Below are 12,837 nucleotides of genomic sequence, written 5' to 3'. Positions count from 1 at the left end.
AGAGCAGGATGGCTGGCAAGAAAAAGGTAGAGAAAGAAGGCAGCTCCTGGATTGGCGAGGTTGAGAAGTACTCTCGCCAAATCTGGCTGGCTGGTTTAGGCGCTTACTCCAAGATAAGCAATGACGGCAGTAAGCTTTTCGAGACGTTGGTAAAAGACGGCGAAAAGGCCGAGAAGCAGACCAAGGCCGAAGCGCAGAAACAGATCGACGAAGTCAAGGACACCACCAAGGCGGCCAAGTCCCGCGTCGGTGATGTCAAGGATATGGCTTTGGGCAAGTGGAACGAACTGGAAGGTGCGTTCGACAAGCGTCTGAACAGCGCCATTTCGCGTCTGGGTGTGCCGAGCCGTAACGAAGTCCAGGCACTGCACAGCAAGGTCGATCAGTTGACTCAGCAGATCGAGCAACTGACCGGCGCCAAGGCTCGTCCGGTTGCGCCGCGCGCTGCTGCCGCGCCCAAGCCTGCTCCGAAGACCACGGCCAAACCGCTGAAAGCAGCGGCCAAAACCGTCGCCAGGACAGCGGACAAGGCTGCGGATAAAGCAGCAGCGGCCAAGCCTGCGGCCAGAAAGGCGGCCGCCAAGCCGCTTGATGCTGCCGAGAAAGCGGCGTCGAAAACGGCCAGCAAGGCCAAGGATGCCGCCAAGCCAGCCGCCAAACCGGCTGCGCCGAGAAAGCCGGCAGCCAAAAAGGCCGCAGCACCCAAGCCAGCCGCCTCGGCCACGGCAGACAGCCCGAAACCGGCTGCCGCGCCAACGCCTCCACCGGAAGCACCCGCCAACCAGCCTTCGTAAGAAGACCGGAAACGCCAAGGCCCGACCTGCTCAGCAGGTCGGGCTTTTTGTTGGCGGGAAATATAGCTATCGGCCAAACCTGAAAGAGGTGTTTGGCTCTACAGTGGATATCTGTTTGACAGATATCTGTATTTGAGATAAAAATGCTCTCGTGTAGGGATGCCGAAGACTTGAAGACATGCGGGTAATAGCAAAAACGACGGTTGCGAAAGCCATCGAAGCTCATGGTCAGTGGAAGGCGGCACTGAGTTTGTGGCTGACCACCTTTGACAGGGCGACTCTGCGCTTTGAGTCCTTCGAGCAGCTTCGAGATACCTGGGTCACCGCTTCTGGATGGAACATTGACCGAATTCCCTGCTCGAAGCTGAGACAGCCGAGCGTTAAAGGGCCTCTTGATGTGTATGTCTTCGACATCAAGAAAAATGAGTGCCGGATTATTGCGTGGATTAATACCCGGAATGGCACTATTTATATAAAGGATATTCTGCCCCACGCCGGTTATGACAAGTGGTGCAAGAGTGACGTTAAGTAGTTGATCAGGACGATCGGTTCTATTTATGTATAACGTAATTATAGGTGACGCAATGAAGCATGATAAGAACGGAGCCACTGGGCTGGATTCCTTCATCGCTAACATTTCACCGATGCTTGATGGCTTAAGCGATCAGATAGCAACGATGGCCCAGTTATTGGCTGCCTGTCATGATCCCGTCAAGAGTGACACTGACTTGAAGGGGCGGATGGCGCTGATCGATGAGCTTTACTCTCATGCAGACAGTGAAGATCACGCAGCCGCGCGCTTTGCGGAGCTGGTGGCCGAGCGTGTGTATGAGTACGAGACTGAAACCGTTTTGATTCCTTACTCATCTCAGGCGGAAGCACTGGCTTTCCTGATTTCGGACAGGGGAGTCAGACAGAAGGATTTGTCAGGTGTTGCCACTCAAAGTGCTGTTTCCGAGATACTGAACAACAAGAGGAAAATGACGGTTGCTCAGATAAAAGGCTTTGCAGAATTCTTTAAAGTGCCCGTCGAGTTTTTCATGCATGGCGTCGTCTGATTCTTTTATGTTTAATCAGTTTTTTGAAGCGTGAACGTTCGACCGCCTTCCCTCGAAACAGGCATTCAAGGTACCGCTGTTTATAATACGAAGGCCGCCGCGTGACATGTGCCTGGCTTTTTTGCGGATGCCTTTATGTTCTGCTCGGATGAAGGATGAAGGCTGTGACGATGTCGCCTCTCACCGCCCCAGATACTCCATCGCAATCTGCTCGGCTGCCTGCCTCGAGGTGGGCAGCAGGTGCGGGGTGACGAGCATCATGATCTGGTACACCACCACCCGCACGTCGCCTTCACGGCCAAGAATGCGCTGGTAGTCCAGCGAGAACAGCAGGGTCATGGTGATCTGTTCCACCAGTTGCCCCAGCGCCTGGGTTTCGCTGACCAGTTGGCCCTGGGATTTCAGGCGGGCCAGCAGTGAGGCCAGGGTGCGTTTGAGCGAGTTGAGCAGGTTGCGGATGCCACGCGCCAGCTTGGGCAGGCGTCCGGCGAGGTTGGATAGGTCCTGAAACAGAAATCGATAGTGCGACAGGCGCTCGACGATCAGGTGCAGGAACATCCAGTAGTCTTCGGCATTGAGCCTTGCGTCGGCGGGCGGGTCGAGCAGAGGGGCGAGTTCGGTCTGGAAGCGTTCGAACAGACCCAGAATCAGCGGCTCCTTGCCGTGAAAGTGGTAGTACAGATTGCCAGGGCTGATGCCCATTTCGTTGGCGATTTCCAGCGTCGAGACGTTGGGTTCGCCCTGTTGATTGAACAGCGTCAGCGCACATTCGAGGATACGGTCGCGGGTTTTCATCCAGTCTTCTTGTTCGAGAATCCAAAGTCATCAGGAGGCAAGGGGCGCACCGCACAGGGTGCCCCCTTCAGGTCAGGCCATCAGCGCATGTGCACGTAGGTGCCCGGCGCGGCTTCCATCGGCGGGTACTTGGCGTTGCCCAGTTCCATGCGGGTCTCGCGCTCACTGCCGGAACGCTCCTGAATCCAGGTCAGCCATTCAGGCCACCAGCTGCCTTCGTGGTTCTGGGCGTCGTAATACCAGGCGCGCGGGTCGCCGCTAAGCTTGCCGTTCTCTACGTAATTGGCTTTCGGATTGCCCGGCGGGTTGAGGATGCTCTGCACGTGACCACTGTTGGACAGCAGGAAACGACGCTCGCCGCCCAGCAGCAGGGTCGAGCGATAGACCGAATCCCAAGGCGTGATGTGGTCGTTGATGCCGGCGACGCTGAAACTGTCCACTGTGACTTTCTGCAGATCGATAGGCGTACCGCAGACCTCCAGTCCGCCCGGATGGCTGAGCGGGTTGTGCTTGAAGAAATCCAGCAGGTCGCCGTGCAGCGCGGCCGGCAGACGCGTGGTGTCGTTGTTCCAGTACAGAATGTCGAACGGCGGTGGTGCCTTGCCCAGCAGGTAGTTGTTGACCCAGTAACTCCAGATCAGGTCATTGGGCCGCATCCAGGCGAATACCCGGCTCATGTCGCTGCCCTCCAGTACACCGCGCTGATAGGAGCGACGTTTGGCGGCCTCCAGTGCTTCTTCATCGATGAACAGCGTGGCCGGGCTTTCGATCTGGCTGTCCAGCAGGCTGACCATGTAGGTCGCGCTTGCCACTCGCCGTATCTGGCGCTTGGCCTGCAAGTGGCCCTGCAGCGCAGCGATGGTCAGGCCACCGGCGCAGGCTCCGATCATGTTCACTTCACGGGCACCGGTGATTGCCCGGCACACATTCATCGCTTCTTCGGTGGCCTCCACGTAACTGGACAAGCCCCATTCCCGATGCCGCACATCCGGGTTGCGCCAACTGATCACGAAAGTCTGCAGGCCATTCTTGAGTGCGTATTGCACAAAGCTGTTGGTGGGGCTCAGGTCGAAGATGTAGTACTTGTTGATCTGCGGCGGGACAATCAGCATCGGTCGGCTGAACTGTTTTTCGCTCATCGGCTTGTACTGGATCAGCTCAAGCATCTCGTTGCGAAACACCACTGCGCCGGGTGTTGCCGCCACAGTCCGACCGATTTCAAACGCGTCTTTGGTGGTCTGGCTGGGCAAGCCGTTGTTGTGCAGCAGATCATCGGCCATGTGGCTCAGACCCTTGATCAGGCTGGTGCCGCCGGAATTGAACAGCTCCTTGACCGCCAGCGGATTGAGCAGGGTGTTGGTTGGCGACAGGGCATCGTTGAGCAGGTTGAACAGAAAGTGCGCCCTTGCCCGGTCATCCTTCGACAGGTCGCAGTCATCGATCCAGCGTTTGACCTGGTGCTGCCAGCTCAGATAAGCCTGCAAGCCACGACGGTACAGCGGGTTGAGGCTCCAGGTCGGGTCGGCGAAACGGCTGTCGCGCGGGTTGGGCGGATGCGGCGTCTCGCCCAGCAGCATCACGCGCCCCAACTGACCGCCCAGCGCCAGGGCGTGGCGGGCGCTGCGAAAGGGATGGCGCAAGCCTTGGGTGGCGACACTGCGCAGGGTAGAAAACAGATCGCGTCCGCGCAGGCCGGTCACGGCGCTTTGCACGTTGATGAAGGTGGCCGGCGTCATTTCGGCAACCTTCGTGGGTTTTTCTTGCATGAGGGCAACACTCCTTCGTCAAGCCATCAACTCATGGACTGGCGCAGGCCCCGTCGCGGCGGCCTGCGTCGTTCTGCGCGGTTCGACACTCCTGTCTCTGGCGCAGTCGGTGAAGCTTTTTTGTTCGCGAAGCGTTCCAGTGCCTTCGACCGTGACGGACGGATTCAGCGCGCTCTGGGAGGTACAGGTTGCGGGTGCATGACTGCGCGTTGTCGTTCCTGTTGCAGAAAACTCATGATGATGGGAGCCACGGCTTCGGCTCGAGTGATCAGAAACAAATGCCCGTCATCGATTATGTGTAGCTGGGCATTGGGTATCCGCCAAGCCAACAGGCGCATATTGACCAACGGGATCAATGGATCGTCATCACCCGCCAGCACCAGCGTCGGCTGATGAATCTTGTGCAGCCAGTGGATACTGGTCCAGCCCATACCTGCGAATAGCTGCCAGTAGTAACCGAGCTTGCCGGACGAGCGGACCTTCGCCGCATGGTTAGCCGCCAGATGAGGGTCGCGACGGAACGCACCACCATAGATTTCCGGTGCGATACGGATCACGTGCGACGGCTGGATGTACCGGCGCGGACTTGCCATCAGCCACAGCACCCGTGGCTTGCCGGGCACCATCGCCATACCGGCCGCAGTCGCGGCCAGCACCAGCTTCTTGCAGCGCTCGGGGTAGTCGTGGGCGAACTGCTGTGCCAGCGCACCGCCCCACGACACGCCAATCGCATTCACCTGCCCGTAGTCCAGATAATCGAGCATGCGCGCAGCCAGCTTCGCCAGGCCCGGAAAGCGGTACGGACGTCGAGGTGTGGAGGAGCCGCCGACGCCAGGCACGTCGAACGCGATGACTTCCAGATCCGGGTCCAGCGCGTCGACGAACGGAAACACCAGCTCGAGGTTGGCACCGATGCCGTTGAAGATCAGCAGCGGCGTCAAATGGCTCTTGCCGGGTCGCACAGCGGTGCGAATGGTATGACCGTCCAGGTCGATGGAGCGAAATACAAACGGTTGAGGCATGCGCAAAGCCCTGTTGGTTAAACCGCTGGGAAAGCTGTCCTGCGTTTCGACCAGATCGTACGTCTGTCATTCGCCTAACGAGCATTGCCGGTCACTTCCATAGTGAACGGCAGTGCGCCTTCTTCCTTGAGTCTAGCGTTCGTGAACGTAGGTGCCGGGTGCCGCTTCGCCTGCCGGGAATGTTTTATTGCCAAGTGTGGTGGGCGCTTTCTTGAGCTTGCCCGAACGCTCGGTCTGCCATGCCTGCCAGTGCAGCCACCACGAGTCTGTGTGTTTGGTACCGTTTTCCTGCCACTCGTCTGGCGTGGCCGGCAACTCGGCGTTGGTCATGTAGCGCGACTTGGGATTGCCCGGCGGGTTGAGAATGCTCTGGATGTGCCCGCTGCTGGACAGCACGAACTCGGTCTTGCCGCCGAACAGACGCGCGGACTTGTAGCAGGACGGCCACGGCGTGATGTGGTCATTGGTGCCTGCCAGACAGAACACATCGGTGGTCACCTGTTTCAGGTCGATCGGTGTGCCACAGACTTCCAGCGCGTTCGGGCGAGTCAGCGGGTTGTTCTTGAACATCTCGATCAGGTCGCCGTGAAAGGCTGCTGGCAGGCGTGTGGTGTCGTTGTTCCAGAACAGGATGTCGAAGACCGGCGGTTCATTGCCGAGCAGGTAGTTGTTGACCCAGTAATTCCAGATCAGGTCGTTGGGTCGCATCCACGCGAACACCTTGGCCATGTCCCGGCCTTCCAGTACGCCCGCCTGATACGAATGACGCTTGGCAGTTTCCAGTGTCTGCTCATCGACGAACAGGGCGACATCGGTGTCCAGCGTGGTATCCAGCACGCTGACCAGCAGGGTCATGGCGTTGATCTTCTGCTCGCCAAGGGCTGCGTAATGGCCCAGCAGGGCGGTGCAGGTGATGCCGCCGGAACAGGCGCCCAACACGGTCAGGTCCTTGCTGCCAGTGATCGCCAGGACTACGTCCACGGCTTCCTTGAGCGCCTCGATGTAGGTCGACAGGCCCCACTCGCGCTGAGCCTTGGTCGGGTTGCGCCAACTGATGATGAACGTCTGCACATTGCTGCGCAGACAGAAGCGCGCCAGGCTCTTTTCCGGGCTCAGATCGAAGACGTAGAACTTGTTGATCTGCGGCGGAATCACCAGCAGTGGCTTTTCGTGGACCTGCTCGGTGATCGGCTTGTACTGGATCAGCTCCAGCACGTCGTTGCGAAACACCACCGCGCCTTCGGTCGTACCGAGGTTCTTGCCCACCTCGAACGCGTCCATGTTCACCTGGCTCGGCATGCCGCCGTTGTGCACCAGGTCTTTGGCGAGGTGTGACAGGCCGTCCAGCAGGCTTTTACCACCGGTTTCAAAGAAGCGCTTCACAGCGGCAGGGTTGGCGGCCGAGTTGGTGGGCGACATGGCTTCGGTCATCAGATTGATCACAAAGTGAGCACGGCTGACGTCCTGCGGGGTGAGATTGCTGCCGCCAATCCAGTCATGCAGCTCCTTGCGCCAGGCAAGGTAGGTCTGCAGATAACGGCGATACAGCGGGTTCTGGCTCCAGGCCGGGTCGGCAAAGCGTCGATCGTCCGGGGACGGCTGCAGAGCGGATTTGCCGAACACCACCTTTCTGAGTTCGGTACCCAGATGAGCGACATGCTTGAGGCTGTGGATCGGTTGTCTGATGGCCTGGCGTAGCACCATGCGTGCGGTGGTCAGTAGGTCCTTGCGACGCAAGCCCACCACCGGATTGAGATTCAAGGTGTGTTCAGAGGCCTGGCGCTGCAGGTCATCGTCTTTCGTGTTACTCATCTACGACGCTCCGTTGTCCTGAGACGAGTACCGCAACTACTTCCCTGTGAACCAGTGACACAGGCGAATAGCCGGTACTACTGCTCGTGTGACCTAAGATGGCTTGGCAGCCAATTTCCCGATTTTCACGCAGGCTACCGCGAAGGCATCTGAACAGCTGCGCTTCGTGTAACCACTCCTTGCATACCGCGTCTGCGCATCGGATCGATACGGAGGAAATTGCCAATGCCATTGGTTACGCGAGATTTCAAAAAATCGCAAGCGGCGTCAGTCATTGGCCGCTGCGCGGAACATTGAAACAAATTCGATTAGAAAGCGCGTCCTAAAACGGCAGATGGCGTGCCAGAGCGGCTGGGGAGGGGTTTTGCGGGTCAGAGCATGAGTTTGACGACGTGCTCGGAAGGATCGCGGGACTTGCCGGCCTTTTCCAGCTCCTGAAGATAGTCCGCCCACAAGGCTTCCTGACGCACGGCCAGTTCGTGGAGGTATTCCCAAGTGAACAGGCCGCTGTCATGACCATCGTCGAAGGTCAGTTTCAGCGCGTATTGCCCGGCCGGCTCGACTTTCGTCAAGCCTACATTCAGTTTGCCATGTTGCAGGATCGGTTTGCCGTGGCCCTGAACTTCGGCGGAAGGAGAATGCACCCGCAGCAACTCGGCAGGCAGCTGATATTCCTCACCGGACGCGTATTTGAGCGTCAGGCTCTTCGAGGCCTTGTGCAACTGAATGGCGCTGGGGATTGGGCTCATGGATTCCGGTTTCGATGTTCAAGGCGATGATGCATGCACAGGAGCGCTTTTCGGCGCCCCTGTGCAGTCTGGCAGGCTTACAGGATGTAACGCGACAAATCTTCGTCCTCGGCCAGTTCGCCCAAGTGACTGTTGACGTAATCGGCGTCGATTGCGATCGGCGCAGCGTCAGGGCTGGAGGCCATGTCGCCTGCGCTGAACGACACTTCCTCAAGCAGGCGCTCAAGCAGCGTGTGCAGGCGACGGGCACCGATGTTCTCGGTCTTCTCGTTGACCTGCCAGGCGATTTCCGCCAGACGCTTGATGCCTTCGGGCTTGAATTCGATATTCAGGCCTTCGGTCTTGAGCAGCGCGCAATACTGCTCGGTCAGCGATGCGTGCGGCTCGCTGAGGATGCGTTCGAAATCCTGCGGCGACAGGGCCTTGAGCTCGACGCGAATCGGCAGACGACCCTGAAGCTCGGGCACCAGATCGCTCGGCTTGCTCAGGTGGAATGCACCGGAGGCGATGAACAGGATGTGGTCGGTCTTGACCATGCCCAGCTTGGTGTTCACCGTACAGCCTTCGATCAGCGGCAACAGGTCGCGCTGAACGCCTTCGCGGGACACGTCCACGCCACCGGAATTGCCGCGCTTGGCCACCTTGTCGATCTCGTCGATGAACACGATACCGTGCTGCTCGACGGCTTCCAGCGCCTTGACCTTCAACTCTTCATCGTTGACCAGACGGCCCGCTTCTTCTTCACGGACCAGCTTGAGCGCTTCCTTGACCTTGAGCTTGCGGCTCTTCTTCTTGCCCTTGCCCATATTGGCAAACAGGCTCTGAAGCTGGTTGGTCATCTCTTCCATGCCGGGTGGCGCGGAGATATCGACGCCTACGGCTTCGTTGATCTCGATCTCGATTTCCTTGTCATCCAGCTGACCTTCACGCAGGCGCTTGCGGAACAGCTGGCGAGTGTTGGAATCGTTGGTCTGCACCGGGTCTTCGTTGAAGCCGACACGGGCCGGTGGCAGCAGGGCATCAAGAATGCGATCTTCGGCCGCATCTTCGGCACGATGGCGAACTTTGACGATTTCCTGCTCGCGCAGCAGCTTGATCGCAGCGTCGGCCAGATCACGGATGATCGACTCGACATCGCGGCCGACATAGCCGACTTCAGTGAACTTGGTCGCTTCGACCTTGATGAACGGCGCGTTGGCGAGCTTGGCCAGACGACGGGCGATTTCGGTCTTGCCGACACCGGTCGGGCCGATCATCAGAATGTTCTTCGGCGTCACTTCGACGCGCAGCTCTTCAGGGAGCTGCATGCGGCGCCAGCGGTTGCGCAGGGCAATCGCAACGGCGCGCTTGGCATCGTCCTGGCCGATGATATGGCGGTTGAGTTCGTGGACGATTTCGCGGGGAGTCATGGACATAATGATTGACGGTCCTCTAGCGCAAACAAGCCGAGAGCGGCTTATTCGGCGAGGTCCTGCTCCTCAATGGTGATGTTGTGGTTGGTAAACACGCAAATGTCGCCTGCGATGTGCAGGGAGGTTTCCGCGATTTCGCGTGCCGACAGATCGGTCTTGAGCAGCAGGGCGCGTGCGGCGGCCTGAGCGAATGCACCGCCGGAGCCCATCGCGATCAAACCGTCTTCCGGTTCGACGACATCGCCGTTGCCGGTGATGATCAGCGAGGCGTCCTTGTTGGCGACGGCCAGCATGGCCTCCAGACGGCTCAGCGAGCGGTCGGTGCGCCAGTCCTTGGCCAGTTCGACGGCTGCCCGCACCAGATGACCCTGGTGTTTTTCCAGTTGGCCTTCGAAGCGCTCGAACAGCGTGAATGCATCGGCGGTAGCGCCAGCGAACCCGGCAATCACTTCGCCGTGGTACAGGCGACGGACTTTCTTTGCGTTGCCTTTCATGACGGTATTGCCCAGGGAAACCTGGCCGTCGCCAGCCATGACGACTTTGCCGTGACGGCGCACTGAAACGATGGTGGTCAAGGGGAGAGTCTCCACGCAGCGGGGCGAAAATGCCCTGATGCAGACTCATATGGGGGTGGGGTCGGGTATTTCAACCGTTGGGGATGAATGGCTTTCTCAACACTGATCGTGCCCATCGCTTCGCGTGGGCATGCCTCCCGTGACGCTCCGCGTCACAAATGGCACAGATTGCTGACTCAGTGAGCCGAGCGAATGACGTGGATAACGCTGGAGCTTGGCACACATCTGCGCCGCATTCGAGAGCGGACGCGGAGCGTCCTGGAAGGCATTCCCACGCAGAGCGTGGGAACGATCATCGATCAGTGTCGAGGCAGACTTGTGTATAACGATGAGCGCTCCGCATGCGAACTATCGACTATTGGTGCGCGCCTTACCGGCTCTGGCGCTGCTGCAACAACAGGTTACTAAATCCACCACCCGCCAGTTGTTTCTGGGCCGTGGTCAGTTGTTCGCGGTTGCTGAACGGACCGACCAGTACGCGGTACCAGGTTTCGTCTTTCACCGTGCCGGATTCGACCGTTGCCGTCTGGCCCAGCAGGATGATCTGCGCACGTACCTTTTCGGCGTCGGCCTGCTTGCGGAACGAGCCCGCCTGCAGGAAGAACGTGGTCACCGCTGCCGGTTTGGTTGCCGCGACCGGAGGCGCTGGAGGTGGCGTCAGACCGCTGAGGGCAGCCTGGGCGCGGGCCGTGTCGATCTTGGCGGCCTGCTCCGGCGTAACCGGGGCGGTCGGCGCGACCGCAGGTGGCGTCTTTTCAGGCACCGCTTCGTTCGGCACGATCACTTCCGACTCGGGCAGCAAGGTGTAGAAGTCATACTTGGGCTTGACCGGCGCCGTCGGGCTTGGTGGCGTCTTGTTCGCCTCGGCGATCTTCGCGGCCTTGGCGTCAGCCTTGACTCGCTTGATGTCATCGCCGCCGGGTTCGAGCTTCATCAGGAAGACAACGAATGCGCCTACGGTCAAACCAATGACCAGCCACAGCCATCCTGGAATCGGCTGCTTGGCGGGTGCCTGATAACGGCTGGCGCCGCGCTTGGGTGCCGGTTTCTTCTTCGCAACTGCCAACTTACATACGCTCCAGAGTTTCCAGACCCAACAGATCCAGGCCTTGCTTGAGGGTGCGACCGGTCAACGCTGCCAGACGCAGGCGGCTCTGCTGCTGATCGGGATTTTCGGCACCAAGGATCGGGCAGTTTTCGTAAAAGCTCGAAAACAGACCCGCAAGGTCATACAGGTAAGCACAGAGTACGTGAGGCGTGCCTTTTTCTGCGACGTTATTCAGGGTTTCGGTGAATTGCGCCAGGCGAGCCGCCAGTTCCTGCTCCTGTGGCGCTTCCAGCACGATCTTGCCTTTGCTGGCGTCGAACGGCGTGCCCAGCTTGCGGAATACGCCAGACACGCGAGTGTAGGCGTAGAGCAGGTAAGGCGCGGTGTTGCCTTCGAAGCTCAGCATCTGGTCGAAGTTGAAGCTGTAGTCGCTGGTGCGGTGCTTGGACAGGTCGGCGTACTTCACTGCGCTGATGCCCACCGCCTTGGCAATGCTGCGCAGTTCGGCTTCCGCTACCTCGGGATTCTTTTCTTTCACCAGCGTGTAGGCACGCTCTTCGGCTTCGTCGAGCAGGTCGATCAGCTTGACCGTGCCGCCATCGCGCGTCTTGAACGGACGGCCGTCGGCGCCGTTCATGGTGCCAAAGCCCATGTGCTCCAGCTGCATGCCTTCATGAACGAAGCCTGCGCGGCGCGCTACCTCAAATACTTGCTGGAAGTGCAGCGCCTGACGCTGGTCGACGAAGTAGAGCGCACGGTCCGCCTTGAGCACCTTGCTGCGATAACGAATGGCGGCAAGGTCAGTGGTGGCGTACAGATAGCCGCCACCGGCTTTCTGTACGATCACCGGCAGGGGCGTGTCTTCCGCGGTGCGGAATTCATCGAGGAACACGCACAGGGCGCCATTGCTTTCCACCAGCAGGCCTGCGGCCTTCAAGTCGCTGACCACATTGGCCAGATCATCGTTATAGGCGCTTTCGCCCATGACATCGGCCGGGGTCAGATTGACGTTGAGGCGCTCGTAGGTCTTCTGGCAGTGCGACAGCGAGATCTCGTTGAAGCGTTTCCACAGCGCGAGGCACTCGGCATCGCCGCCCTGCAACTTGACCACCAGCCCGCGAGCGCGCTCGGCGAACTCTTCGGATTCGTCGAAGCGCTGCTTCGCGGCGCGGTAGAAGTTTTCCAGGTCAGACAGTTCGTCGCTGGTCGCCGGTTTTTCCTGAAGATACGCCAGCAGCATGCCGAACTGGGTACCCCAGTCGCCGACATGGTTCTGGCGAATGACGGTGTCGCCCAGAAAAGCGAGGACGTTGGCTACGCCGTCACCAATGATGGTCGAGCGGAGGTGGCCGACGTGCATTTCCTTGGCCAGGTTCGGTGCCGACAGGTCGACCACCACACGCTGCGCCGGGCCTGCCTTGCGCACCGAAAGCTGTGGGTCCGCCAGGGCCGCGTCCAGACGCGCGGCCAGGGCCTGAGTGTTCTGGAAAAAATTCAGAAAGCCGGGGCCTGCGATCTCCACCTTGCTGACCTGCTCATCAGCGGGCAGCGCTGCAATCAGCTTTTCAGCCAGATCACGCGGCTTCATCCCGGCAGGCTTGGCGAGCATCATCGCGATATTGCTGGCGAAGTCCCCGTGGGTCTTGTCGCGAGCGTTCTCTACCTGAATCGCCGGCGTCAGCCCTTCTGGCAAGACGCCCTCGGTGACGAGACTGGTCAGGGCTTGTTGGATCAGCTGACGAATGGTGTCTTTCATGATGCTCTCTTCGACCGCAAGCGCGGTGGCGCCTGGATGCGCGGGTGGAA

Annotated in this window: 12 protein-coding genes; 3 read left to right on the top strand and 9 right to left on the bottom strand. The window is 59.4% G+C overall.

What is annotated here, in order from left to right; genetic code table 11:
- Nucleotides 1-8 precede the first annotated feature (8 nt).
- The 3 genes from CFBP1590_RS24725 (at nucleotide 9) to CFBP1590_RS24715 (ending at nucleotide 1,852) form a co-directional block, all read left to right on the top strand.
- Nucleotides 9-794, top strand: a complete 786-nt coding sequence (locus CFBP1590_RS24725) for a phasin family protein (RefSeq protein WP_088236103.1) — start codon at nucleotides 9-11, stop codon at nucleotides 792-794.
- Nucleotides 795-972: 178 nt separating this feature from the next.
- A complete protein-coding gene (locus CFBP1590_RS24720) occupies nucleotides 973-1,326 on the top strand; it encodes a type II toxin-antitoxin system HigB family toxin (protein ID WP_063625668.1) in 354 nt (117 codons plus the stop codon).
- Nucleotides 1,327-1,378: 52 nt separating this feature from the next.
- Entirely contained in the window at nucleotides 1,379-1,852 is a 474-nt protein-coding gene (locus tag CFBP1590_RS24715; protein WP_029243148.1) for a helix-turn-helix domain-containing protein, read from the top strand.
- Nucleotides 1,853-2,032: 180 nt separating this feature from the next.
- Here CFBP1590_RS24715 and CFBP1590_RS24710 read toward each other — a convergent pair whose 3' ends face one another.
- The 9 genes from CFBP1590_RS24710 to argS form a co-directional block, all read right to left on the bottom strand.
- Complete coding sequence (locus CFBP1590_RS24710; protein WP_004882680.1) at nucleotides 2,033-2,647, bottom strand: TetR/AcrR family transcriptional regulator; 615 nt, start codon at nucleotides 2,645-2,647, stop codon at nucleotides 2,033-2,035.
- A gap of 80 nt (nucleotides 2,648-2,727) precedes the next feature.
- The gene (phaC, locus tag CFBP1590_RS24705) at nucleotides 2,728-4,413 is read right to left on the bottom strand and encodes a class II poly(R)-hydroxyalkanoic acid synthase (protein ID WP_088236102.1); all 1,686 of its coding nucleotides are present in this window, start codon (nucleotides 4,411-4,413) and stop codon (nucleotides 2,728-2,730) included.
- A 164-nt stretch (nucleotides 4,414-4,577) separates the two neighbouring features.
- On the bottom strand, nucleotides 4,578-5,435 hold the full coding sequence (gene phaZ, locus CFBP1590_RS24700; RefSeq protein ID WP_029243146.1) for a poly(3-hydroxyalkanoate) depolymerase: 858 nt from the start codon (nucleotides 5,433-5,435) through the stop codon (nucleotides 4,578-4,580).
- A 132-nt stretch (nucleotides 5,436-5,567) separates the two neighbouring features.
- Nucleotides 5,568-7,247 carry a class II poly(R)-hydroxyalkanoic acid synthase gene (gene phaC / locus CFBP1590_RS24695; protein WP_088236101.1) on the bottom strand — a complete coding sequence of 560 codons (1,680 nt, stop codon included), beginning with the start codon at nucleotides 7,245-7,247 and terminating at the stop codon, nucleotides 5,568-5,570.
- Between the two features lie 371 nt (nucleotides 7,248-7,618).
- A complete protein-coding gene (locus tag CFBP1590_RS24690; protein ID WP_088236100.1) occupies nucleotides 7,619-7,996 on the bottom strand; it encodes a gamma-butyrobetaine hydroxylase family protein in 378 nt (125 codons plus the stop codon).
- 77 nt (nucleotides 7,997-8,073) lie between these two features.
- Nucleotides 8,074-9,411, bottom strand: a complete 1,338-nt coding sequence (gene hslU, locus CFBP1590_RS24685; RefSeq protein WP_043304179.1) for an ATP-dependent protease ATPase subunit HslU — start codon at nucleotides 9,409-9,411, stop codon at nucleotides 8,074-8,076.
- Nucleotides 9,412-9,452: 41 nt separating this feature from the next.
- Nucleotides 9,453-9,983 (bottom strand): ATP-dependent protease subunit HslV, encoded by a 531-nt coding sequence (gene hslV / locus CFBP1590_RS24680; protein WP_004882674.1) that lies wholly within the window; start codon nucleotides 9,981-9,983, stop codon nucleotides 9,453-9,455.
- A gap of 370 nt (nucleotides 9,984-10,353) precedes the next feature.
- Entirely contained in the window at nucleotides 10,354-11,049 is a 696-nt protein-coding gene (locus CFBP1590_RS24675; protein ID WP_029243144.1) for an SPOR domain-containing protein, read from the bottom strand.
- A gap of 1 nt (nucleotide 11,050) precedes the next feature.
- A complete protein-coding gene (gene argS, locus CFBP1590_RS24670; protein WP_088236099.1) occupies nucleotides 11,051-12,787 on the bottom strand; it encodes an arginine--tRNA ligase in 1,737 nt (578 codons plus the stop codon).
- Nucleotides 12,788-12,837 lie beyond the last annotated feature (50 nt).

Origin of the sequence: Pseudomonas viridiflava, from assembly GCF_900184295.1 — a bacterium.
Taxonomy (GTDB): Bacteria; Pseudomonadota; Gammaproteobacteria; order Pseudomonadales; family Pseudomonadaceae; genus Aquipseudomonas; species Aquipseudomonas viridiflava.
Note: the sequence above shows the minus strand (reverse complement) of the source record. Positions and strands in the feature narration are given on the sequence as shown.

Bases quoted from the DNA above. Each gene is read 5' to 3' on its own strand.
- hslU (WP_043304179.1), bottom strand. From the start codon at position 9,411: ATGTCCATGACTCCCCGCGAAATCGTCCACGAACTCAACCGCCATATC.
- phaC (WP_088236102.1), bottom strand. From the start codon at position 4,413: ATGCAAGAAAAACCCACGAAGGTTGCCGAAATGACGCCGGCCACCTTC.
- CFBP1590_RS24690 (WP_088236100.1), bottom strand. From the start codon at position 7,996: ATGAGCCCAATCCCCAGCGCCATTCAGTTGCACAAGGCCTCGAAGAGC.
- CFBP1590_RS24710 (WP_004882680.1), bottom strand. From the start codon at position 2,647: ATGAAAACCCGCGACCGTATCCTCGAATGTGCGCTGACGCTGTTCAAT.
- CFBP1590_RS24725 (WP_088236103.1), top strand. From the start codon at position 9: ATGGCTGGCAAGAAAAAGGTAGAGAAAGAAGGCAGCTCCTGGATTGGC.
- argS (WP_088236099.1), bottom strand. From the start codon at position 12,787: ATGAAAGACACCATTCGTCAGCTGATCCAACAAGCCCTGACCAGTCTC.
- CFBP1590_RS24720 (WP_063625668.1), top strand. From the start codon at position 973: ATGCGGGTAATAGCAAAAACGACGGTTGCGAAAGCCATCGAAGCTCAT.
- CFBP1590_RS24715 (WP_029243148.1), top strand. From the start codon at position 1,379: ATGAAGCATGATAAGAACGGAGCCACTGGGCTGGATTCCTTCATCGCT.
- phaC (WP_088236101.1), bottom strand. From the start codon at position 7,247: ATGAGTAACACGAAAGACGATGACCTGCAGCGCCAGGCCTCTGAACAC.
- phaZ (WP_029243146.1), bottom strand. From the start codon at position 5,435: ATGCCTCAACCGTTTGTATTTCGCTCCATCGACCTGGACGGTCATACC.